This window comes from Microbacterium sp. A93 (assembly GCF_051842835.1).
Map to the genome: position 1 here is coordinate 408,136 of NZ_JBPXMT010000001.1, position 22,840 is coordinate 430,975.

Annotated in this window: 18 protein-coding genes and 1 tRNA gene; 15 read left to right on the top strand and 4 right to left on the bottom strand. The window is 62.7% G+C overall.

What is annotated here, in order from left to right; genetic code table 11:
- Nucleotides 1-34: 34 nt before the first annotated feature.
- Genes gltB through pyk form a run of 3 tightly spaced genes read left to right on the top strand, consistent with a single transcriptional unit; the run spans nucleotide 35 to nucleotide 7,529 of the window.
- On the top strand, nucleotides 35-4,564 hold the full coding sequence (gene gltB, locus ACSU1G_RS02010) for a glutamate synthase large subunit (protein WP_439278673.1): 4,530 nt from the start codon (nucleotides 35-37) through the stop codon (nucleotides 4,562-4,564).
- Nucleotides 4,557-6,023, top strand: a complete 1,467-nt coding sequence (locus ACSU1G_RS02015) for a glutamate synthase subunit beta (protein WP_439278223.1) — start codon at nucleotides 4,557-4,559, stop codon at nucleotides 6,021-6,023. Before gltB ends, ACSU1G_RS02015 begins: the two co-directional genes overlap by 8 nt.
- A gap of 57 nt (nucleotides 6,024-6,080) precedes the next feature.
- Nucleotides 6,081-7,529, top strand: coding sequence for a pyruvate kinase (gene pyk / locus ACSU1G_RS02020; protein ID WP_439278224.1), 1,449 nt, complete (start codon nucleotides 6,081-6,083; stop codon nucleotides 7,527-7,529).
- A gap of 114 nt (nucleotides 7,530-7,643) precedes the next feature.
- Here pyk and ACSU1G_RS02025 read toward each other — a convergent pair whose 3' ends face one another.
- Both ACSU1G_RS02025 and ACSU1G_RS02030 read right to left on the bottom strand, forming a co-directional pair.
- Complete coding sequence (locus ACSU1G_RS02025; protein WP_439278225.1) at nucleotides 7,644-7,787, bottom strand: DUF1918 domain-containing protein; 144 nt, start codon at nucleotides 7,785-7,787, stop codon at nucleotides 7,644-7,646.
- Between the two features lie 2 nt (nucleotides 7,788-7,789).
- On the bottom strand, nucleotides 7,790-8,575 hold the full coding sequence (locus tag ACSU1G_RS02030; RefSeq protein ID WP_439278226.1) for a DNA/RNA non-specific endonuclease: 786 nt from the start codon (nucleotides 8,573-8,575) through the stop codon (nucleotides 7,790-7,792).
- Between the two features lie 255 nt (nucleotides 8,576-8,830).
- Here ACSU1G_RS02030 and ACSU1G_RS02035 point away from each other — a divergent pair, with 255 nt between their 5' ends.
- Nucleotides 8,831-11,011, top strand: coding sequence for a hypothetical protein (locus ACSU1G_RS02035; RefSeq protein ID WP_439278227.1), 2,181 nt, complete (start codon nucleotides 8,831-8,833; stop codon nucleotides 11,009-11,011).
- A gap of 356 nt (nucleotides 11,012-11,367) precedes the next feature.
- Here ACSU1G_RS02035 and ACSU1G_RS02040 read toward each other — a convergent pair.
- A tRNA-Leu gene (locus tag ACSU1G_RS02040) sits at nucleotides 11,368-11,450 on the bottom strand.
- Between the two features lie 103 nt (nucleotides 11,451-11,553).
- On the opposite strand from ACSU1G_RS02040, the gene ACSU1G_RS02045 reads away from it, so the two are divergent.
- The 3 genes from ACSU1G_RS02045 to ACSU1G_RS02055 all read left to right on the top strand — a co-directional run bounded on the left by ACSU1G_RS02045 (nucleotide 11,554) and on the right by ACSU1G_RS02055 (nucleotide 13,080).
- Entirely contained in the window at nucleotides 11,554-12,174 is a 621-nt protein-coding gene (locus ACSU1G_RS02045) for an ANTAR domain-containing response regulator (RefSeq protein ID WP_439278228.1), read from the top strand.
- The gene (locus ACSU1G_RS02050) at nucleotides 12,171-12,701 is read left to right on the top strand and encodes a GNAT family N-acetyltransferase (protein ID WP_439278229.1); all 531 of its coding nucleotides are present in this window, start codon (nucleotides 12,171-12,173) and stop codon (nucleotides 12,699-12,701) included. Before ACSU1G_RS02045 ends, ACSU1G_RS02050 begins: the two co-directional genes overlap by 4 nt.
- Before the next feature lie 100 nt (nucleotides 12,702-12,801).
- Nucleotides 12,802-13,080, top strand: coding sequence for a hypothetical protein (locus tag ACSU1G_RS02055; RefSeq protein WP_439278230.1), 279 nt, complete (start codon nucleotides 12,802-12,804; stop codon nucleotides 13,078-13,080).
- A 32-nt stretch (nucleotides 13,081-13,112) separates the two neighbouring features.
- Here ACSU1G_RS02055 and ACSU1G_RS02060 read toward each other — a convergent pair whose 3' ends face one another.
- Nucleotides 13,113-13,508 (bottom strand): hotdog fold thioesterase, encoded by a 396-nt coding sequence (locus ACSU1G_RS02060; protein ID WP_439278674.1) that lies wholly within the window; start codon nucleotides 13,506-13,508, stop codon nucleotides 13,113-13,115.
- Between the two features lie 72 nt (nucleotides 13,509-13,580).
- Between ACSU1G_RS02060 and polA the strand changes: the two genes are divergently transcribed.
- The 8 genes from polA to ACSU1G_RS02100 all read left to right on the top strand — a co-directional run bounded on the left by polA (nucleotide 13,581) and on the right by ACSU1G_RS02100 (nucleotide 22,830).
- A complete protein-coding gene (polA, locus tag ACSU1G_RS02065) occupies nucleotides 13,581-16,214 on the top strand; it encodes a DNA polymerase I (protein ID WP_439278231.1) in 2,634 nt (877 codons plus the stop codon).
- Nucleotides 16,215-16,251: 37 nt separating this feature from the next.
- Nucleotides 16,252-17,928: a DUF885 domain-containing protein gene (locus ACSU1G_RS02070; protein WP_439278232.1), complete on the top strand. Its 1,677-nt coding sequence runs from the start codon at nucleotides 16,252-16,254 to the stop codon at nucleotides 17,926-17,928.
- Between the two features lie 5 nt (nucleotides 17,929-17,933).
- On the top strand, nucleotides 17,934-18,959 hold the full coding sequence (locus ACSU1G_RS02075) for an LLM class flavin-dependent oxidoreductase (RefSeq protein ID WP_439278233.1): 1,026 nt from the start codon (nucleotides 17,934-17,936) through the stop codon (nucleotides 18,957-18,959).
- A complete protein-coding gene (locus tag ACSU1G_RS02080; protein WP_439278234.1) occupies nucleotides 18,956-20,305 on the top strand; it encodes an MFS transporter in 1,350 nt (449 codons plus the stop codon). Before ACSU1G_RS02075 ends, ACSU1G_RS02080 begins: the two co-directional genes overlap by 4 nt.
- Before the next feature lie 43 nt (nucleotides 20,306-20,348).
- Nucleotides 20,349-21,095, top strand: coding sequence for an SGNH/GDSL hydrolase family protein (locus ACSU1G_RS02085; RefSeq protein WP_439278675.1), 747 nt, complete (start codon nucleotides 20,349-20,351; stop codon nucleotides 21,093-21,095).
- Nucleotides 21,096-21,139: 44 nt separating this feature from the next.
- Nucleotides 21,140-21,721, top strand: a complete 582-nt coding sequence (locus tag ACSU1G_RS02090; protein WP_439278235.1) for a YczE/YyaS/YitT family protein — start codon at nucleotides 21,140-21,142, stop codon at nucleotides 21,719-21,721.
- Between the two features lie 11 nt (nucleotides 21,722-21,732).
- Entirely contained in the window at nucleotides 21,733-22,464 is a 732-nt protein-coding gene (locus ACSU1G_RS02095) for a formylglycine-generating enzyme family protein (protein ID WP_439278676.1), read from the top strand.
- 102 nt (nucleotides 22,465-22,566) lie between these two features.
- Nucleotides 22,567-22,830 carry a DUF6458 family protein gene (locus tag ACSU1G_RS02100; RefSeq protein WP_439278236.1) on the top strand — a complete coding sequence of 88 codons (264 nt, stop codon included), beginning with the start codon at nucleotides 22,567-22,569 and terminating at the stop codon, nucleotides 22,828-22,830.
- Nucleotides 22,831-22,840 lie beyond the last annotated feature (10 nt).

Genomic DNA, 22,840 nt, shown 5'->3' on the forward strand with positions numbered 1-22,840 from the left:
CGGCGCATCCGGCGCTTACCCCCCGAAGCAGGGAATGTATAACCCGGCATTCGAAAAGGATGCCTGCGGCCTCGCGATGGTCGCAACGCTCCGCGGCACCGCGGGGCACGACATCATCCAGCTTGCCCTGCAAGCGCTGCGCAACCTCGAGCACCGAGGCGCTATCGGTTCCGACTCCGGAACGGGCGACGGTGCAGGCATCCTCACTCAGATGCCAGACGAATTCCTCCGCGAAGTCACTGACTTCGATCTTCCCGCTGCTGGCGAATACGCCGCCGGACTCGCCTTCCTGCCGTTGCAGGCCGGTGAACGGCGCGCCCAGAAGGCAGGCGTTGAGAAGATCGCACGCGAAGAGGGCCTGACAGTCCTCGGTTGGCGAGTGGTCCCCACCGCTAACCAGAATCTCGGCAAGCTCGCCGATGAAGCACGACCCGCGTTCGAGCAGATCTTCGTGGCATCCGCTCCAGCTCCTGTTCCGGGCGACAATGCGCGTGTGTCCGGCATCGCCTTGGATCGCGTGGCGTACCGCCTGCGCAAGCGCGCAGGTCACGAGCTCGGTGCCTACTTCGTTTCGCTCTCCAGCCGCACGCTCGGGTACAAGGGCATGGTCACGACTCTTCAGCTGGAGCCGTTCTACCCTGATCTGCAGGATGAGCGCTTCACATCTGAACTCGCGGTCGTGCACTCGCGTTACTCCACCAACACCTTCCCGTCGTGGCCGCTGGCGCAGCCGCTGCGCATGCTGGCGCATAACGGCGAGATCAACACCGTCGGCGGCAACCGCAACTGGATGCGGGCACGTCAGTCGCAGCTCGAGTCAGAACTGCTGGGCGATGTGCGCCCGCTGCTGCCGATCTGCACGCCGGGCGCGAGTGACTCCGCATCGTTCGATGAGGTGCTCGAGTTGTTGACGCTCACCGGTCGCAGCCTGCCGCACGCCATCATGATGATGGTTCCTGAGGCATACGAGAAGCAGACCGACATTTCGACGGAGCTTCGCGCGTTCTACGAGTACCACTCGAACCACATGGAGCCGTGGGACGGCCCTGCCGCTCTCATCTTCACCGACGGAACTCTCGTCGGCGCCACTCTCGACCGCAATGGTCTGCGCCCCGGACGTTGGACGGAGACCACCGACGGTCTGGTTGTCATCGGGTCTGAGACCGGCGTGTTGGAGTTTGACGCTGAACGTATCAAGCGTCGTGGACGGCTGCAGCCTGGCAAGATGTTCCTGGTCGACACAGCGGCTGGCCGCATCGTCGAAGACGATGAGATCAAGCAGGACCTCGCCACTATGCACCCGTGGCAGCAGTGGCTCGACGAGGGCGCAGTGCGTCTGGCCGATCTACCAGAGCGCGAGCACATTGTGCATCCGCCGGCATCCATCACGCGCCGTCAGCGCACCTTCGGCTACACCGAAGAAGAGGTGCGCATTCTTCTGACGCCGATGGGACAGAACGGCGTCGAACCGCTGGGCGCCATGGGCTCTGACACACCGATCGCGGTGCTCAGCAAACGTCCGCGCCTGCTTTTCGACTACTTCACGCAGCAGTTCGCCCAGGTGACGAACCCTCCGCTGGATTCGATCCGCGAAGAGGTCGTCACGAGCATGAGGCTGGGCCTCGGACCAGAGCGGAACCTGCTCAGCTGGGGACCGGAGCACACGCGCACCGTCACTCTCGACTTCCCGGTGATCGACAACGATGAGCTGGCAAAGATCCGCTACATCGACCGCGCGTTGGCTGGACGCTCTGCGGTGACGATCGGCGGCCTGTATCACTTCGATGCCGGTGCGCATACGATGCAGGAACGCCTGGACGAGATGTGCATTGAGGTGGACGAGGCGATCGAGAACGGCGCCGAGTTCATCATCCTGTCGGATCGCGACTCCAACAAAGACCTGGTGCCGATTCCGTCGCTGCTCATGGTCTCTGCGATCCATCACCACCTGATCCGTCGTGAGAACCGGTTGAAGGTCGGACTGATCATCGAGGCCGGCGACGTGCGCGAGGTCCACCACGTGGCCACGCTGATCGGTTACGGTGCGTCCGCGGTGAACCCCTATCTCGCGATGGAAACGGTGGAGCATCTGGTGCGCACCGGATTCATCACCGAGATCTCACCGGAGACGGCCGTGCGCAATCTGATCTACGCGCTGGGTAAGGGCGTGCTGAAGATCATGTCGAAGATGGGGATCTCGACGGTGTCCTCGTATGCGGGAGCCCAGGTGTTCGAGGCTGTCGGTCTCAGCCAAGAACTTATCGACACCTATTTCACTGGCACCGAGACCAAGCTCGGCGGCATTGGCATTGAACACGTGTTCGCCGAGAACCAGGCGCGTCACGACTACGCCTACCCAGAAGATTCTGCGGCGCGCGCACACGAGCGGCTGTGGACCGGTGGCGAGTACCAGTGGCGACGTGACAGTGCGCCGCACCTGTTCAACCCCGAGACGGTGTTCAAGCTGCAGCATTCGACGCGCAACCGTCGCTATGACATCTTCCGCGAGTACACCAAGCTCGTCGATGATCAGGCATCCGAGTTGAAGACGCTGCGCGGGCTGTTCAAATTCCGTACGCAGGATCGACCGCCGGTGCCATTGGGCGAGGTCGAATCGGTGAGCTCGATCGTGAAGCGCTTCTCGACCGGGGCAATGAGCTATGGCTCGATCTCCCGTGAGGCGCACGAGACTCTGGCGATCGCGATGAACCGGATCGGCGGCAAGTCGAATACGGGGGAGGGCGGCGAGGATGTCGATCGTCTGCTGGATCCCGAGCGTCGCAGCTCGATCAAGCAGGTGGCATCCGGTCGTTTCGGCGTCACGAGCCTTTATCTCACCCAGTCTGATGACATCCAGATCAAGCTCGCCCAGGGAGCCAAACCCGGCGAGGGCGGCCAGCTGCCGCCGACCAAGGTGTATCCATGGGTGGCGCGCACGCGCCACGCGACTGCCGGCGTGGGGCTCATCTCGCCGCCCCCACACCACGACATCTACTCGATCGAAGACCTCAAGCAGCTCATCTTCGATCTGAAGCGGGCCAACCCGCAGGCTCGCATTCACACGAAGCTGGTGAGCCAGTCCGGTATCGGTGCAGTGTCCGCAGGAGTCGCGAAGGCGCTCAGCGACGTCATCCTGGTTTCCGGCCACGATGGTGGCACCGGCGCCAGCCCGCTGAACTCGCTCAAGCACGCGGGAACGCCGTGGGAGCTCGGACTTGCTGAGACGCAGCAGACGCTCATGCTCAATGGCATGCGCGATCGCGTCGTAGTGCAGGTCGACGGGCAGCTCAAGACCGGCCGTGACGTGATCATCGGCGCCCTGCTCGGTGCGGAGGAGTTCGGTTTCGCCACCGCTCCGCTCGTTGTCAGCGGTTGCATCATGATGCGCGTGTGTCATCTGGACACCTGTCCAGTCGGCGTAGCCACGCAGAATCCGGCGCTGCGCGAGCGTTTCACCGGGAAGCCTGAGTTCGTCGTCAACTTCATGGAGTTCATCGCGGAGGAGGTACGTGAGATCCTCGCGGAGCTCGGGTTCCGGACGCTCGATGAGATCATCGGTCGTACCGACCTCATCGAGGCGAACGCCGCGATCGAACATTGGAAGGCTGACGGGCTGGACCTGTCACCCGTGCTCGAAGGGCCGGTGTTTCCCGCATCTGAGCCTCGTCGGAGCGGCCGCGCCCAGGAACACGAACTCGACAAGCATTTCGATGTGCAGCTCATCGAGATGGCCCAGGAGTCGCTGACCGACGGAGCCCCCACTGTCATCGAACTGCCGATCCGCAATACGGAGCGTGCGGTGGGCACCATGCTCGGCCACGAGGTCACCGTGCGCTTCGGCGCGGAGGGACTCGCTCGCGGGACGATCGATGTGAGCCTTCACGGCACGGCGGGGCAATCCCTCGGTGCGTTTATGCCGTCGGGGATCTCGCTGCGGCTCGAGGGCGACGCCAACGACTATGTCGGCAAGGGGTTGTCCGGTGGCGACATAGTTGTGCGCCCATCACGCGGCGCACACATCGCTCCCCACGAGAACGTCATCGCAGGCAACGTCATCGGGTACGGTGCGACATCGGGCTCGATGTTCATCTCCGGTGTCGTCGGCGAACGATTCCTGGTCCGCAACTCCGGGGCCACGGCAGTTGTGGAAGGCGTGGGAGACCACGCCCTGGAGTACATGACGGGCGGCATGGCGGTCATTCTCGGAGCGACCGGCCGCAACGTCGGCGCCGGGATGTCCGGGGGCGTCGCCTACGTGCACGCTCTGTCAACCGAGAAGGTCAACCTGCAGTCCCGCGAGAGCGGTGAGCTGCGACTGGAGACTTTGGATCGCGCGGATCTCGAGGTGCTGCGCAGCCTGCTCATCGAGCATGCGGAGCGCACCGATTCTCCGTTGGCCACCCGGATGCTGGCGGACTTCGACACCGTGGCATCCGAATTCGTGAAGATACTGCCGCGTGATTTCGCGGCAGTGCAGGCAATGCGTCAGGAGGCAGAGGCAGCCGGCATCGACCCGGATGGCGATGTCGTCTGGAACCGAATCCTGGAGGTTACCGGTGGCTGATCCCAAGGGCTTTCTGAAGGTGACGGAGCGTGAGCTCCCCGCTCGCCGTCCGGTGCCGGTTCGCATCATGGACTGGAAAGAGGTCTACGAGCCGGGCGACAAGGCAGTGCTGCGCCGTCAGGCCGGCCGGTGCATGGACTGTGGCGTGCCGTTCTGCCACTCTGGCTGCCCGCTCGGAAACCTGATTCCGGAATGGAATGATCTGACCTGGCGCGGCGAGGATCGCTCTGCGATCGAGCGTCTGCATGCGACGAACAACTTCCCGGAGTTCACCGGACGGCTGTGCCCGGCACCGTGTGAGAGTGCCTGTGTGCTGGGCATCAACCAGCCGGCTGTGACAATCAAGCAGGTCGAGGTCTCGATCATCGACGAGGCATTCTCGAAGGGCTGGGTCGAACCGCAACCGCCCGAGCGGCTCACCGGCAAGACCGTTGCCGTCGTCGGCTCCGGCCCCGCCGGGCTCGCCGCCGCTCAGCAGCTCACCCGGGCAGGGCACACCGTCGCTGTCTTCGAGCGCGACGACCGCATCGGTGGACTGCTTCGCTACGGCATCCCGGACTTCAAGATGGAAAAGACGCACGTGGAGTCGCGGTTGCGCCAGATGCAGGAGGAAGGCACGCGTTTCCGTGCCGGAGTCGAGATCGGCAAGGACATCAGTTGGGCGGACTTGCGCGCGCGATATGACGCCGTCGTGATCGCTACTGGTTCCACGGTGCCTCGTGACCTGGCGATCCCCGGGCGTGACCTGGACGGCGTGCACTTCGCCATGGAGTACCTCGTCGAATCGAACCATGCTGTTGCCGGCGACGCCGTGCACAACCAAATCACCGCTGAGGGCAAGCATGTGATCGTCATCGGTGGTGGCGACACCGGTGCCGACTGCATCGGCACCGCACACCGTCAGGGTGCTCTGAGTGTGACGAACCTCGCGATCGGCACGCAGCCGGGTACCGACCGGCCAGAGCACCAGCCGTGGCCGATGATGCCGACGCTGTTTGAGGTGTCATCTGCTCATGAAGAGGGCGGGGAGCGTCACTACCTGGCATCCACTGTCGAGTTCCTCTCCAACGACGCGGGCGAGGTGCGTGCATTGCGTGTCGCCGAGACCGAGTACGTCGATGGACGCCGTGTGCCAAAGAGCGGTACAGAACGCGAGATCCCGGCCGATCTGATTCTTATCGCGATGGGCTTCACCGGGCCTGAGCAAGACGGTTTCACGGCTGACACGCTTCCGCAGGTGACCGACCGTGGTGCTTTCCAGCGCGATGACGCATACGAGTCGACGATCTCTGGCGTTTTCGTGGCGGGTGACGCGGGTCGTGGACAGTCGCTGATTGTGTGGGCAATCGCGGAAGGCCGTGCGGCTGCAGCGAGCGTCGACCGCTTCCTGATGGGCGAATCGGTGCTTCCTGCACCAGTTCGCCCCAACGATGTCGCGATCGGCCTGTTGCCCGCGTAGGCTGGAAGCGGCAATGTCGCCAGTTCTGTTTCCCCCACTCTTACCCTGGAGAATTAGTTGAGACGCGCGAAAATTGTCGCCACGCTGGGCCCGGCCACTTCGAGTTACGAGAACGTTCGAGCCATCATCGAAGCGGGCGTCGATGTCGCCCGGCTGAACCTCAGCCACGGTGACTACACGGTTCACGACGCGAACTACGCCAACGTACGCCGTGCCGCGGATGACGCGGGCAAGGCCGTCGCCGTGCTCGTCGACTTGCAGGGACCGAAGATCCGTCTCGGCAAGTTCGAGGACGGCCCCTACGAGCTCGCCGAAGGTGACATCTTCAAGATCACCACGGAAGACATCATCGGAAACCGCGAGATCTGCGGCACGACCTTCAAGGGCCTGCCCCAGGACGTGAACCCGGGTGATTTCCTCCTCATCGATGACGGCAAGGTTCGCGTCGAGGTCGTCGAGACCGACGGCACTGTCGTCACCACCCGTGTGATCGTCGCCGGCGCCGTCTCGAACAACAAGGGCATCAACCTGCCCGGCGTCGCAGTCAACGTCCCGGCGCTGAGCCAGAAGGACGAAGACGACCTCCGTTGGGGGCTGCGCATTGGTGCTGACCTCATCGCGCTGTCGTTCGTGCGTGACGCGTCGGACATCACTCGCGTGCACGAGATCATGGCGGAAGAGGGCGTTAAAGTTCCCGTCATCGCCAAGATCGAGAAGCCCCAGGCTGTCGAAGCGCTGGAAGGCATCGTCGCCGCTTTCGACGCCATCATGGTCGCCCGCGGCGACCTCGGCGTCGAGCTGCCTCTGGAGGCGGTTCCGATCGTCCAGAAGCGTGCTGTGGAGCTTGCGCGCCAGAACGCCAAGCCGGTGATCGTGGCGACGCAAATGCTCGAATCGATGATCTCCAGCCCGGTTCCGACGCGCGCCGAGACGTCGGACGTCGCGAACGCGGTGCTCGACGGTGCGGATGCAGTCATGCTCTCGGGCGAGACGAGCGTGGGCGAGTACCCGGTCGTCGTCGTCGAGACGATGGCACGCATCATCGAGTCGACGGAAGAGCACGGTCTGGAGCGCATCGCGCCGCTCACGAACAAGCCGCGCACCCAGGGTGGAGCAATCACTCTTGCTGCTCTCGAGGTCGCCGAGTTCGTCGACGCGAAGTTCCTCTGCGTCTTCACTCAGTCCGGTGACTCCGCTCGTCGCCTGTCGCGGCTTCGCTCGCGCATCCCGATGATCGCGTTCACGCCGGAGCCCGGCATCCGTCGCCGTATGGCGCTCACCTGGGGCATCCGCCCGTACCTGGTGGATGTCGTTGCGCACACCGACCTGATGTTCCTGCAGGTGGATGACCACCTGCTCAAGAACGGCCTGGCTAAGGAAGGGGACAAGGTCGTCGTGATCTCCGGTTCCCCTCCCGGAATTGTCGGCTCCACGAACGACATCCGCGTCCACAAGGTCGGGGACGCCGTGAACGGTGCAGCGCCGATCTACAAGGCTGGCGCCTGACAGCCGTCATTCGATGGGGCGGGGCTTCGGCTCCGCCCCATCGTTGTACCCGGGGCACGCTGGACGAGTCGGGGTCCACCTTTGACATCCCGTTGGGCAGCGCCTTCCGTCCGCTCAGGCGGAATGCCGGATCTCTGTGTCGCTGCCAGGGGAGAGGATCGTTTCCTGTCCGTCGTCGTAGCGAATCACCAGCAGCGGGTGTTCCTCGGAGCCGCGGATCTCGATGACTTCACCGGCACGGTGCGTCAGATTCCACACTTTCAGAGGACGATGTCCCGAGTTGTCTGCAGTGCGCTCCAGGTTCGCGCGCCCACTTTTTGCTCGGGGAACACGTCTGCATCTGGCAAGGGACCGAACTCGATGCCGGTGATGTCCGCAATGACCGCGACCGATACCTGGAAGGTGCGGAACGCCGCTAATGGTGGGATTGTGCGTACTTCGTCGCGGATGTCAATGAGCTCGGATTGATCGAGAAGGAATCCCGCCGCTTCGAGACCACTTGGCCCCTGCCAAGCCGCGATCTTCCAAAAGAGACGGGGTATCCGGATGCCGCGATAGGCCGGATCCTCGTCCTGGAGTACCGGGGCGGTGAAGACAGAGAGGCGTTGGTCGGTTGCCTCTGCGTAGGCGAGGACATGGTCTTCGAGGCCGAGCCACAGTTTCTTTGATTGATTGAACCCGGCCGCTTGGGGCGCAGCATTCGGGTAGAAGAAGGTTGCCTCTGTCGCCTCGCGTGCTTCGTTGGCGGTACCCCAGCCGGGGTCGCGTCTGCGCACGAGATGGCCACGGTCAAGATCATTTCGTGCGTAGACATCAGGGCCGGCTTGTGCGTCATTGTCGACTCGGGGATCGAGGCGCCACTGGCCCGTGCGGGGGACTTCGCGCAGGGTCGCGCCGTCGATGTTCACGGCCGTGACTGCCGCGAGCTTGCGCTCCGAATCCAGCAGCACGGAGAACCGCGGGTAGGGAAGTGTCTGAACATCGCGTGCGGGGCGGGGGAGAGGGAGCGGCGTTGCCAGGAACTCAGGGTTGTAACCGTCTGCCATGTCACCCATCCTGGCGGAATTGGCGACGTGGCGCGCTACTTCCACCCGATGGAGCACGCGCTTCCTTTTGAGTTGACGGGCAACCTTCGTTCCACGCTGAGAAAGTCCGAACTGGGGACCTAAGTCCACTGTGTGCGCGGACGCACTCACCTTAATGTGTTGATGCCGCTCATATTTGGCGGCATTTTTCGTGCTCGTTGCCTCTCTCAGTTTTGTCGTCTCGTCGACTGCCGCTGCCTGTTCTGGAGAAGAATCTTGACCCTCAAAAAGAGATCAGCAACACTGGTGGGCATACTTGCCCTTGCGTTGACCGTTCCTATTGTCGCGGCGACACCCGCCACGGCAGCACCGGCGGCGGGGGAGGTGCTTCGCATGACGACTAACCAATATGGCGGTCCGACGGAATCTCGGATGGACATCAACCCGTCCACCGGGCAAGCGATCAATCCCGTCACTCTTCCCGCACTCAGTTTACGAGACGTCACGGGAAGCGACTTTGATTCAACGTTGCGGCTTGAGCACCTCATCACCACCAATGAGGACAACCAAGAGTCGTCTGAGATCGTGGTATTGGATGCGCTGAGCGAAGCGATTCAATCGACCACACCGCTGGAATGGCCAGCGGGCTGGACTTCTGAACCCATCTACTCTGACCTAGACATAGACGCTTCTGGCGTCGCCCGGGTGCTCATCCGTGACCGCGATTCGGGCGTCGAATCCATTGCGACGGTCAACCTGACAACCGGTGAGGTCATCCCGCTCGGCGTGATCTCGGCTCCTGTCGACAGCGGCTTTGATGGCAGTCTCGCCGCATTGGCATCTAGCCCCACTGGTGCACTGTTCGTGACGGATTCTTACAGCATCTACACGCTCACGGCCTCTGCGGGGGGAATGCGCGCGGACAAGGTCGGCGACCTCTTCACGACTCGCGACAATGTCGTATTGACTGCAGACTTCGACAGCAATGGTGAGCTGTGGATAAACACGTATGAGGACGGATCCAGCACGCATCTCTGGAGCTACAACGTCTCCACCCCGGCAATATCTGCATCCCAAGTTGGCCGGGTTACAACGAATGCCAAAACCATCCACTTTGTGACACCCCCTGCTCTGTCGGCGACGCTGTCAGCCTCAACAGTTGCTACCTGCGGTGAGTTCACGGTGACCGGTGCGAACTTCACCGCGAATGGCACCGTGACCCTCTCTTTGAGCGGGGCGACCTCGTTGGACCCGGCAACCGCACGGGCAACGGCAAATGAGCTCGGCGTAGTCACGTTCACGACATCAATTCCCACCGGAACGACTGAAGGTGCCCACACGCTCACCATCAGGGACCAGGCCACAGGAAACAGTATCGATGTTTCGGTCACTGTTGCTGGTTCATCCTGTGCGGTTATTCCAGATCCGCCGTCGGTGACGGTGTCGGCGACAACGACCGCCACCTGTGATGCGTTCACGGTGACCGGTGTGAACTTCACCCCGGGCGCACAGGTGAACGTCTCGTTGAGCCCGGCCATGCCTTTGGGGTCGTCCACAGCGTCCGCGGCCGGTGTGTTGACGTTCACTGCAACGATCCCCGCTGGAACGGCAGAGGGCACCTATACGTTGACCCTCATGGAACTTGGATCAACGGGCAACACTGCCAATGTTGAAGTCACTGTTGCTGGTTCGTCTTGTGTGATTGTTCCGGAAATGCCGACCGCCGTAGTGTCAGTGACCACCGTCGCCACCTGTGGTCAGGTGACAATCATTGGTACGAAGTTCACACCGTCGGGTGCGATCGCCGTCACGCTTGGCGACCTACTCCTCGATCGAGTTACAGCAAGCGCAACCGGCATGGTGTTGTACACGGCGACTATTCCCGCGGACACCGCCGCTGGTACGATCTCACTCGCCCTGGTGGACGGCGACACGGGAAACAGCGCTGAAGTGCAGATCACCGTAGCGGGCACCTCCTGTGCGGTTGTTCCTGAGGTTCCCGAAATTCCTGAGGTCCCTGAGGTTCCCGAGGTCCCGGAAGTTCCTGAGGTCCCTGAAGTTCCTGAGGTCCCCGAGGTTCCTGAGGTCCCCGAAGTTCCCGAAGTCCCTGAGGATCCGGTGGCACCTGAGGTACCTGTAGTTCCCGAGACCCCGATTGTTCCCGAGACCCCGATTGTTCCCGAGACCCCGGTTGCTCCGGAAGCCCCCGTTGCTCCGGAAGCCCCCGTTGCTCCGGAGGCGCCAACTGCTCCGGAGGCGCCAACTGCTCCGGAGGCGCCAGCTGCCGATGTTCCTGTCACGAAGGTCGTCACACCGAGTGAAACGGATATTCCGGCCGATGACAAGCTCGCCACGACCGGTGCTTCCAGCGTCGCCGGCCTTCTCGCTGGCGGCGGCGCGGTGCTCTTGCTCGGGCTTGGACTCTTGGTCGCTGCAAGACGAACTCGTCGCGTCTAGGGTGTTCCCATATGGCTGGTGATTGGCGCGCGATTCTGGATGGGTGACTTCTGTTCTCGACTCGCACTCGTCGGTTGACGGACGCGCAGTGGGCGTTGATTGCCCCGTTGCCGCCGGTACGCGGGAGATGGCACTGGGTGCCATCTCCCGCGCGTGCGCATCAGCACGCGAACGGAACGCCATGCACCAGGCCCGACACTCCACAGGAGCCCTATGCGCGCCGTGGACAGGGCGTGGTCAATTGAACCGTGTTCGGACCCCACACCCGGGTACACGAAAACACAGAAGCGATGTATCAAGCCGTATTCAACTGCTCTGAACGGTTACGATTCAGTGCAGTTGGATACGTTTCAGTGTGCCGGCGGTGGGACTCGAACCCACACGTCCTTTCGAACAAAGCATTTTGAGTGCTCCGCGTCTACCATTCCGCCACGCCGGCGAGCGTGTTGCGTCTACGACTTTAGCGCAGACTGAAGGTAGGTCTTGCGCGTTCGGCGGGTTCCTGGGGCAGGCGCACACCCACTGCCCACTAGAATAGAACCGTGACCGAGCAAGAATTGTCTGAGCAGCCCACCGTATCCGCCCCGCGACGCGTCGTCGTTGCCGAGGACGAATCGCTGATCCGACTCGACATCGTCGAAATCCTCCGCGACAACGGCTTCGATGTCGTCGGTGAAGCTGGTGACGGTGAAACTGCAGTGGCCCTGGCCACTGAACTGCGCCCCGACCTGGTCATCATGGACGTCAAGATGCCGCTACTCGATGGCATTAGCGCCGCAGAGCGTCTGCACAAGGCCAACATCGCCCCGGTCGTGCTTCTTACGGCATTCAGCCAGAAGGAACTCGTCGAACGCGCGAGCGAGGCTGGCGCGTTGGCGTACGTCGTGAAGCCGTTCACGCCGAACGACCTTCTTCCCGCGATCGAGATTGCTCTGGCACGCCACGAGCAGATCATCACGCTTGAGGCTGAGGTCGCCGATATGGTCGAGCGCTTCGAGACCCGCAAGCTCGTCGATCGGGCCAAGGGCCTGCTCAACGAGAAGATGGGCCTCAGCGAGCCGGAGGCGTTCCGCTGGATCCAGAAGGCATCAATGGATCGTCGTCTGACGATGCAGGATGTCGCCAAGGCGATCATCGAGCAGCTCGCGCCCAAGAAGGCGTGATCGGCCTCGGAGACGGCATACATCTCCGAGCCCTGGAATCAGGCGACGGCGCCGCGCTAGCGGCAGCGTATGACGCGAACCGCGCGCACCTTTCGCGTTGGGATCCGTTGCGGGATGCGGCTTTTTACACCGCCGAGTGGCAAGAGGGCGTCGTCGCACACGCCCTTCGCGATCGTACGGACGGCCGTGCAGCGCGTTTCGTGTTGTGCCACGAGGACAGCCGCGTGATGGGCATTGCGAATATCTCCAACATCGTGCATGGCGCGTTCGAGAGCGCCGATCTCGGCTACTGGATCGATGCCTCACTCGCCGGTCGGGGACTCATGAGCAAGACGGTCGCGGCACTGATTTCTTATGCCCAGACCGAGCTCGGTCTTCACCGCTTGCAAGCCAGCACATTGCTCGACAATGCGGCGTCGCAGCGCGTGCTCGAACGCCACGGGTTCGAACCGATCGGGATGGCGCCCAAATACCTGCGGATTGCGGGGGAGTGGCAGGACCATCTGCTGTTCCAGCGGATTCTCTGATTAGCCACTTCTTCTGCACCGATCGCGCCGCGACGGTGGTTGTCCACAGTTCCTGTTTCCGCGGTGACGCCGGTGTAGCTGGCGGCGTAATCTCGAATACATGGTGATGAGCAACGCGGAACTTCAGCGTCGTGTCGAGCAGAACACGAACGACACGGTGGAGATCTACGGCATTCTCAAGGCACATACGTTGCGCTTCGACGCCGTCGACAAGCGTTTCGACGGCATCGACAAACGCCTCGACGGCATCGACAAACGCCTCGATGGCGTTGACAAACGCTTCGACGGCGTTGACAAACGCTTCGACGGCGTAGACGAGCGTCTCGATGGCATCGTGGTCAAGCTAGACACCGTCATTGACATCCTGACGGAGCGTTGATCGCCGATAGCGAGGACTACACGAAGCACTGATCAGGCGGGCAGATCCTTGATCATGTTTGTGATGCGGATCGTCGAGCAGCGACGCCCCTGATCATCTGAGACGACGATCTCGTGCACTGCAACGCTGCGACCTAAATGAATCGGCGTACAGACACCGGTGACGAGTCCTGACGTCGCGGAACGCGTGTGCGTGGCATTGATGTCGACGCCCACAGCGAGTCGACCAGGACCGGCATGCAGGTTTGCCGCCATCGATCCCAACGACTCACCGAGCACCACATAGGCGCCGCCGTGCAGAAGCCCCACTGGTTGCGTGTTGCCCTCGACTGGCATCGTTGCGACCGACCGATCAATGGTGAACTCCGTGAAGACCATCCCCATCTTCTCGGCCAGTGCGCCGATCCCGCGCTGCATTGCCCACTGCATCCCAGGGGTCTCGACCGTCTCGTTCACGCATCCTCCTCAGCGGGTGTCCGTCGTCCTCGTTAGGCTGGCAGTGTGACGGACTCCGCAAAGCCTACCCTCATGGTCGTTGACGGCCACTCGCTCGCCTACCGTGCCTTCTTCGCACTGCCGGTCGAGAACTTCACCACGAAGGACAACCAACACACCAACGCCATCTATGGCTTCCTGTCGATGCTCGTGAACCTGATCAAGGCCGAGCAGCCCACCCACATGGCGATCGCGTTCGACACGTCACGGCACTCGTTCCGCACCGATGAGTATCCCGAGTACAAGGCGACTCGCTCCGAGTCACCGCAGGAGTTCCGTGGGCAGGTTCCGATCCTGCAGGACGTCCTTGCAGCGATGTCGATCCCGGTGCTGACCAAAGAGGGCATCGAAGCCGATGACATCCTCGCCACGCTCTCCGTGCAGGGCGCTGAGCAAGGCTACGACGTTCTCGTCGTCTCTGGCGACCGTGACACGATCCAGCTCGTCAATGACAAGGTCACCCTCCTCTACCCGTCGGTACAGGGCGTCTCGCAGCTTAAGCGCTACGACCCGCTAACCGTGCAGGAACGTTACGGCGTGCGCCCCGAGCAGTACCCCGACATCGCAGCCCTCGTTGGCGAGACCAGCGATAACCTTCCCGGAGTGCCGAAGGTGGGGGAAAAGACTGCCGTAAAGTGGCTCAACCAGTTCGGCAGTCTCGATGAGTTGCTGGAGCGCGCCGAAGAGATCAAGGGCGTGGTCGGCGGCAACCTGCGCGAGCACATGGACGATGTGCGCCGAAACCGCAGACTGAACCGCCTGCTCACCGACGTCGAACTCCCACTCGCACCGGCTGACCTCGCGGTCGCCCCCATCGATGCGCAGGCCGTCCGCGACATCTTTGCGCGCCTGGAGTTTCGCACCCTGCTACCGCGTGTGTTCGACGCAGTCGGCACCGGCGATGAGGCAGTACACGACGAGCCCTCAGTTGAGATGCCTGCGCCGATCGAAACAGACGCGACAGGCTTGGCTCAATGGCTCGACACGCAGAACGAGGAGCTGGGCATCACACTCGTCACGAGCGCGGGTGTGATTTCTCGAATCGGTGTAGCGAGTCTGACGGAACTGCGTGAGAGCGACTGGAATGACGGCACAGCCGACGCGTTGCGTACATGGTTCGAATCCGATAAATCAAAGGTCCTCAACGAGGCGAAGCCCCAGGTGAAGGCGCTGCTTCGCACTGGCATCCGACTCGGTGGTCTGACCTACGACACGCTTCTTGCTGGGTGGTTGCTGCGCCCGAGTTTCCCCGACAAGACCCTCGCTCATCTCGTCGATCGCTACCTCGGTGAGAAGCTTCCCGAGGCTGATCCTTCTCAGCTAGTGCCCGAGACAGACGGCGCAACACCATCACAGGAGGCGTGGTTCACGCTGCGCACGGCGGCGGCATTGCGCGACGATCTACCGGATCCCGTGGCGACTGTGCTTACTGACATCGAGTTGCCGACGCTCCTCGCCCTCGCCGACATGGAAGAGTCGGGCGTCGCCGTTTCGCACGAAGTGCTCTCGTCCTTCTCTGGTGAGCTCGCCAGCCGCACCGAGAGTGTCGCGACCGAGGCGTTCACGCTCGTCGGCCGCGAGTTCAACCTTGGCTCGCCGAAACAACTGCAAGAGGTGCTGTTCGAAGATTTGCAGCTGCCCAAGACGCGCAAGACCAAGACCGGCTACTCAACGGATGCCGCAGTGCTCGCTGATCTGCAGGAAACGAACCCGCATCCCTTCCTCGACCTGCTGCTGCAACACCGCGAAGCGACAAAGCTGCGACAGATCATCGAGTCGCTCGATAGTGCGATCCGCGATGATGACCGCGTCCACACGACCTACGTGCAGACGGGCAGCCAGACCGGGCGTCTTTCCAGCACCGACCCGAACCTGCAGAATATTCCGGTTCGCACTGAAGAATCGCGTCGTATCCGTAGCGCTTTCCAAATGGGCGAAGGCTACGAGACGCTACTCACCGCGGACTACTCGCAGATCGAGATGCGGATCATGGCGCACCTCTCCGGCGACGAAGGCTTGATCGAGGCCTTCAACTCCGGAGAAGACCTCCACCGGTTCGTCGGCGCCAAGGTGTTCGGCGTTGAGCCAGCCGAGGTCACCTCCGCGATGCGTACCAAGGTCAAGGCGATGTCGTACGGTCTCGTCTACGGCCTCAGCGCATTCGGCTTGTCGAAGCAACTGCGTATCGAACAGTCCGAAGCCAAGCGGCTGATGCTGGAGTACTTCGCGCGGTTCGGTGCCGTGCGCGACTATCTGCGCGCTTCTGTCGTGAAGGCGAAGGAGGACGGCTACACCGAAACGATCTTCGGACGCCGACGCCCGTTCCCCGACCTCAGCAGCCCGAACCGTGTTCTGCGTGAAAATGCCGAGCGCGCGGCGCTGAACGCGCCGATTCAAGGCAGCGCCGCCGACATTATGAAGATCGCGCTGTTCCGCATCCACCGCGATCTGCGCGATGCCGAGCTACGCTCCCGTGTGCTGCTTCAGATCCACGACGAGCTCGTCGTCGAAGTCGCACCAGGGGAGTGGGATCAGACCGAACAGATCGTTCGCACTCGCATGGCGGATGCCGCCGAGCTGTCGGTGCCGCTTGACGTGCAGGTCGGCCGCGGACGCGACTGGAACGAGGCAGCGCACTAAGGGCACGCGGGGCGCGAGCGACGCTACGCTGAAGGGCATGACGACTACCCCTCGCACGCCCACCGCGATCGACAAGATCGCAGAAGAGTGGGTCGACACGCTCTCGGTTCTCGCTCCGACGCTTGGTACATACATCGGCCGCAACGAGGTCAATGATCGCTACGGCGATCTCAGCCCGGACGGACAGCAGCACTATGCCGACGAGGTGCAGAAGACTCTCACGTCTCTGCAGGCAGCGGCCCCGGTCGACGCTACAGACGAAGTCACCAAGGCAGATCTGGGCAGTGAGCTGAAGCTGGATCTTGAGTTCCATGAGGCGCGGTGGCATCTGCGTGACATCAACGTCATTGAATCTGCCGTGCAAGACATCCGGCAGGTGTACGACCTCATGCCGACCTCGACGGTTGACGACTGGTCAGTGATCGCGAAGCGACTCTCCGCCGTCCCCGATGCGCTGCGTGGCTACACCGCGACGTTGAGGGAGGGCATCAACCGGGGCGTTGTGCCTGCGCGGCGCCAGGTCGCTGAGGTCGCCGACCAGATCGTCCGGTACACCGCAGACGACGGGTTTTTTGCCTCTTTCGTCGCGGGAGCGGCGCTCGAGGAGGGTGAGCTTCCGGCATCCCTCGCACGTGATCTGGCCGACAACTCGAACGCTGCCAGGGTCGCCTATGACGAGTTGCGCAACTTCCTCACCGGAACGCTCGCACCGGCAGCATCCGATGTCGACGCTGTCGGCCGTGAACTTTACGCCCTGAACTCCCGACGATTCCTCGGCGCTGAGATCGACCTCGATGAGACGTACGAGTGGGGTCGCGAAGAGCTCGCGCGCATGGTCGCTGAGCAAACCTCGATCGCGAATGAGATCCTTCCCGGCTCCACCGTCGAAGAGGCGGTCGCACACCTCGAGGCTGACCCTTCACGCAAGTTGCACGGCACCGCAGAACTTCAACGCTGGATGCAGGAGACCAGTGACCGTGCGGTCGCTGAACTCGGCGCCACGCACTTCGACATTCCCGAGCAGATTCGCACGCTGGAATGCATGATCGCACCCACGCAGGAGGGTGGGATCTACTACACCGGCCCGACCGATGACTTCTCGCGTCCTGGACGCATGTGGTGGTCGGTGCCAGAGGGCGTCACGGAGTTCGACACCTGGCGCGAGCTCACCACCGTCTACCACGAGGGCATTCCCGGTCATCACCTGCAGATTGGTCAGGCGGTGTACAACCGTGCCGAGCTGAACTCCTGGCGCCGTCTGCTCGCCGGTACTTCCGGTCACGCCGAGGGCTGGGCCCTCTATGCCGAGCGTCTCATGCAGCAGCTTGGCTACCTCGATGATCCGGCCGACCGCCTCGGCATGCTTGATGGCCAGCGCATGCGAGCCGCTCGAGTCGTACTCGACATCGGGGTGCACCTCGGAAAGCCACGCCTCGACGGCACCGGCGTCTGGGATGCCGACTATGCGCTCGAATTCATGCGTCAGAACGTCAACATGTCGGATGAGTTCGTGCAGTTCGAGGTCAATCGCTATCTCGGCTGGCCTGGGCAGGCGCCCTCCTACAAAGTAGGACAGCGCATCTGGGAGCAAGTGCGTGACTCGTATCAGGCGCAGCAGGGCGACACCTTCGACATCAAGCAGTTCCACAAGCGCGCACTCGACCTCGGCGGGGTCGGACTCGACACCCTGCGCACAGCCCTCCTGACGAAGTAGGACACATGAATATCGAGTTCGGACTCGACACCTTCGGAGACATCACCAGGGATGCCGCCGGCGATTTGATCACGGCGTCCCAGACGATTCGCAACATCGTCGAGCAAGCAGAGCTAGCCGACAGTGTGGGGATCGACTTCTTTGGAGTCGGGGAACATCACCGCGTCGAGTTCGCTGTGTCCGCGCCCGAGATGGTGCTGGCAGCGATCGCGTCACGCACCAATCGCATCCGGCTCGGCACCGCGGTCACGGTGCTTTCGTCGGATGACCCGGTGCGCGTATACGAGCGCTTCGCAACCTTGGATGCCGTGTCCCGCGGTCGCGCCGAGGTCGTACTCGGCCGCGGATCCTTCACCGAATCATTCCCGCTGTTCGGCTACGACCTGCGCGACTACGAAGCGCTTTTCGAGGAGAAGCTGGAGCTGTTCGTCGAGCTGCTCAAGGAGAAGCCCGTGACCTGGTCGGGCACGATGCGGCCCGCACTGGCGGACGCTGACGTGTTCCCGAAGACGGAGAACGGGCTGCGTACCTGGGTCGGCGTCGGCGGCAGCCCCGAGTCTGTCGTGCGCGTGGCTCGGCACGGGCTCGGGCTCATGCTGGCGATCATCGGTGGTCCGGCTGCACGATTCAAGCCTTTCGTGGAGCTCTATCACCGCTCGATCGCGACGTTCGGGACTGCGGAGCATCCGATCGCCGTGCACTCACCGGGTCATATCGCCTCCACCGATGAGGAAGCCTGGGACGCCGCATACTCCGGATTCGAAGCGATGAACAACACAATCGGGAAAGAGCGTGGCTGGCCTGTATACAGTCGCGCGCGATTCCAAAACGATGTCGGTCCCGCCGGCGCAATCTACTCCGGGTCTCCAGAGCGCGTAGCACAGAAGATCGCTGACACCGTGCGCGTGCTGGGTATCGGCCGATTCGATCTGAAGTACGCAACCGGAACGCTGGGGCATGAACAAATGATGCGCAGCATTGAGCTGTACGGCACCGAGGTCATTCCGAGAGTGAGGGCGCTGCTCGCATGACCGATGCCATCCCGAGCCGATCTTCGTTGGCTGCACGCCTCGATGATCTGCCGTTCACACGCAGGCACGCACGTTTGCTCACCGGATCGGGGCTCGGCTGGGCTCTGGATGCGATGGATGTCGGGCTCATCTCGTTCATCCTCGCGGCGCTGGCACAGCAGTGGGATCTGACGAAGACGGAGAGTGGGTGGATTGCCTCGGTAGGGTTCATCGGGATGGCGCTCGGAGCAAGTCTCGGTGGATTGCTCGCCGACCGTTTCGGCAGGCGTCAGGTTTTCGCGTTGACCCTTTTGATTTACGGGCTCGCCACGGGTGCGAGCGCCCTGGCTGGCGGTGTCGCGATCCTGTTGGTGCTGCGATTCTTCGTCGGCCTCGGGCTGGGTGCAGAGCTTCCGGTCGCATCGACCTATGTGAGCGAGTTCGCGCCGGCACGCATTCGCGGTCGCCTCATCGTCATTCTCGAAGCCTTCTGGGCTGTCGGATGGACGGCCGCGGCGCTCATCGGATACTTCGTGATCCCCGCATCCGATGACGGCTGGCGGTGGGCATTCGCTCTCGGCGCCGTGCCCGCGGTTTACGCACTCATCGTGCGCTGGGGATTGCCGGAGTCACCGCGTTGGCTCGCTTCTCGCGGTCGCATCGCGGAAGCCGAGCGGATCGTCGGCAAGTTCGAAGCGGACGCAGGGATCGTCAGCGGTCGAGCGATCCGAAAGGAGCCGGCATCTCGCGCGATCGCAGTCACAACGGCCGCACGAATGAAAGCGCTCTGGTCGCCTGAGTTTCGAGTGCGCACGCTGTGTATCTGGGTGGTCTGGTTCTGCGTGAACTTCGCCTACTACGGCGCATTCATCTGGATTCCGAGCATTCTGGTCGATGCCGGCTACGACCTGGTGCGCTCTTTCGGCTTCACACTGGTGATCACGCTCGCCCAGCTTCCCGGGTATGCCGTTGCCGCCTGGCTCATCGAAGTGTGGGGCAGACGGTTGACCCTCTCGGTCTTCCTGGTGGGGTCGGCAGTATCCGCGGTCCTGTTCGGCACTGCCAGCGGCGACGCCGCGATCATCGGTTCCGGTATGGCGCTGTCATTCTTCAATCTCGGAGCGTGGGGCGCGCTGTATGCGGTGACGCCCGAGATCTACCCCACCTCGCTGCGCGGTACCGGGTCTGGGTGGGCGGCTGGTGTCGGCCGAATCGCGTCAATCATCGCTCCGTTACTGGTTCCGGTGCTGCTCGCAGCAGGGGGAGCGCCCCTGCTGTTCGTCATATTTGCGGTCTTCTTCGTTGTCGCTGCTGCTGCCGCCTGGGGACTCGTGGATAGACGTGGTCAGGCACTCGACGACCGATGAGCTTCTCGAGCTGGGACGGGCATAGGCTGGGGCAGTGACAGGTGTGAGATTCGTAGCTATTGGCGACTCGTTCACTGAGGGCGTCGGCGATGAGCTGCCAGACGGTCGAGTGCGTGGGTGGGCCGACATCGCCGCCCAGGGGTGGGCGAATGCTGCCGGGCATCCGATTCAGTATGCGAACTTTGCAATTCGTGGAAAGTTGGCATGGCCCATCATCCAAGAACAGCTCGAGCCTGCGCTCGCCCTGAACCCCACGCACCTTTCGTTCAACGGGGGTGGCAACGACATGCTGCGCCCGCGGACCGATATGGAGCACATTGCGGATACGTTTTCGCGTGTACTGAGACGGTGCGATGAGCAGGGCGTCACACTCATCATGCTGTCGGGGGCGAATCCTGCCAGCCAACTGCCGTTGGGCTCCCTCATCCAGCGGCGCGGCGATGAGCTGTCGGCCGCAGTGCTGCGACGAGTCGCGAACCGTCCCGACGTCATCCGCGCGCTCAATTGGCCCGATCGCGAGCTGTCGTCGAGTGCGTATTGGTCAGAGGATCGGTTGCACATGAACACTGCAGGACACCACCGTGTCGCCGCTCGTGTGCTGCACGGTTTGGGCTTTGAACCGCCAGCGGAGTGGTGGGCGCCCCAGGAGAGCGCGCTCGGCGGACCGTCCGGAATGGCCTATTACCGGCAGCACGTCGGACCATGGGTCAAGCGCCGTCTGACGCGCACTTCATCCGGTGACGGCCGCATGGCAAAGTATCCGACGTGGGCAGAGCGAGTGCCACAGTGAGCCGGTGGCGGGCGCGGCGCATTCCACGGCGTTCCGCTCAGCTAATGGTCGGGCTGTTCCTCTACGGAATGGGTATCGCGTTCATGGTGCGCGGCGAGATCGGGGCGGCGCCATGGGATGTGCTGTCACAGGGAATCGCACGCCACGTACCGCTGAGCTTCGGCGTGATCACTATTCTGACGAGTATCGTCGTGCTCCTGTTCTGGTTGCCGCTGCGTCAGCGATACGGCATCGGCACGCTGCTGAACGCTTTGCTCGTAGGGCCATCCGCAGACATCGGGCTCTTTCTCATTCCGGCTGGGCAGGCGCTGTGGTTGCGTGTCGGCTTTTTTGTGATCGGGCTGCTGGTGCTTGCCGCCGCAACAGGTCTCTACATCGGCGCGCACTTTGGTCCGGGGCCTCGCGACGGGCTGATGACCGGTCTACACAATCGCACCGGCTTGCCGATCTGGATCGTGCGCACCGGGCTTGAGATCATCGTCGTGGTCATCGGCTGGTCACTCGGTGGCAATGTCGGCATCGGCACGCTGGCGTTTGCGGTGCTCGTCGGTCCGCTCTGTCAATACTTCATGCGAATCTTCGCTGTACGCATCGAGGAGCGTCCGCAGGAGGATGTCGCAGCGTGAACGACTTTGAGATGTCGCGTATCCCTGCCGGTTCGGTCACGCTGCACGATGCACGGCGGAAGACACATCGGACGGTAGCGCTGGAATCCTTCGAGATCGGTTCGTTCGCCGTTACGGAGGAGCAGATGGCAGAAGTGCTGGGCATCGCTTCTCGGCATCCGCGCCGTCCGGCGATTCACCTGAGCTGGCTGCGTGCAGTGCGGCTCTGCAATGCGGCATCCGAATGGGAAGGACTGGACCCGGCCTACACATTCGACGGCGAAGTCGTCACCTGGCACGTCGACAGCGACGGCTACCGCCTGCCTACCGAGGCCGAGTGGGAGTACGCGTGCCGTGCCGGCTCGACCACGCCACACTATGGGCTGCTCGCCGATATCGCCTGGACTGCCGCGGACGGCGTACGGTCACCGCAGAATGTCGGCGGTAAACTTCCGAATCTGAACGGGATGTTCGACACACTCGGCAACGTCTGGGAGTGGTGCTGGGATTTGCTGGATCCCGCGCGGTATGACGAGTATCGCGTGTTCCGCGGCGGCGGGTACGCGGATGATGCGTGGAGTGTGCGCGCATCGGTCAGGCGCGGGGGAGCGCCGCGCATGCACCATGAGGACGTGGGGCTACGGCTCGCCCGCGGTGGGTTCGACTCCGTGGATGCGGCACAGGGGTGGTCGGCTGCGGCGGATCTCGATCGGGCATTCGTGGATGGATCGTTGCCATCAGGATGGACACCTCGCGGACGGTGAATGTCAACCCGTTGTCCAGATGCGCTCGGACTGTCATGATCGGAGAATCATCGGACAATAACCGCTGGAGGGTGTCGACTGTCGGCACCGGGAGGAATTCCTATGAGCATCGGTACCGGAATAGCCCTGTTTGTCATCGGCGCCATCCTCGCCTTCGCCGTGAATGTGGAAATCGACTGGGTGAATCTTGATCTCGTCGGCTACATCTTCATGGGGGCAGGGGCGCTCGTCTTCGTGATCGGGCTGATCTTGCTAGCGCGCCGTCGGAAGACGAATACCGTCACACATACGTCGATCGACCCGAACTCCGGACAGCAGACGACGCGGGGCACGACGTCGTCGACGGACGACGCCGCCGGGCTCTGACCAGGCAGAG

Bases quoted from the DNA above. Each gene is read 5' to 3' on its own strand.
- gltB (WP_439278673.1), top strand. From the start codon at position 35: ATGTATAACCCGGCATTCGAAAAGGATGCCTGCGGCCTCGCGATGGTC.
- ACSU1G_RS02030 (WP_439278226.1), bottom strand. From the start codon at position 8,575: ATGGCAGACGGTTACAACCCTGAGTTCCTGGCAACGCCGCTCCCTCTC.
- ACSU1G_RS02055 (WP_439278230.1), top strand. From the start codon at position 12,802: ATGGTGATGAGCAACGCGGAACTTCAGCGTCGTGTCGAGCAGAACACG.
- ACSU1G_RS02060 (WP_439278674.1), bottom strand. From the start codon at position 13,508: ATGCAGTGGGCAATGCAGCGCGGGATCGGCGCACTGGCCGAGAAGATG.
- ACSU1G_RS02070 (WP_439278232.1), top strand. From the start codon at position 16,252: ATGACGACTACCCCTCGCACGCCCACCGCGATCGACAAGATCGCAGAA.
- ACSU1G_RS02075 (WP_439278233.1), top strand. From the start codon at position 17,934: ATGAATATCGAGTTCGGACTCGACACCTTCGGAGACATCACCAGGGAT.
- ACSU1G_RS02080 (WP_439278234.1), top strand. From the start codon at position 18,956: ATGACCGATGCCATCCCGAGCCGATCTTCGTTGGCTGCACGCCTCGAT.
- ACSU1G_RS02090 (WP_439278235.1), top strand. From the start codon at position 21,140: ATGGTCGGGCTGTTCCTCTACGGAATGGGTATCGCGTTCATGGTGCGC.
- ACSU1G_RS02095 (WP_439278676.1), top strand. From the start codon at position 21,733: ATGTCGCGTATCCCTGCCGGTTCGGTCACGCTGCACGATGCACGGCGG.
- ACSU1G_RS02100 (WP_439278236.1), top strand. From the start codon at position 22,567: ATGAGCATCGGTACCGGAATAGCCCTGTTTGTCATCGGCGCCATCCTC.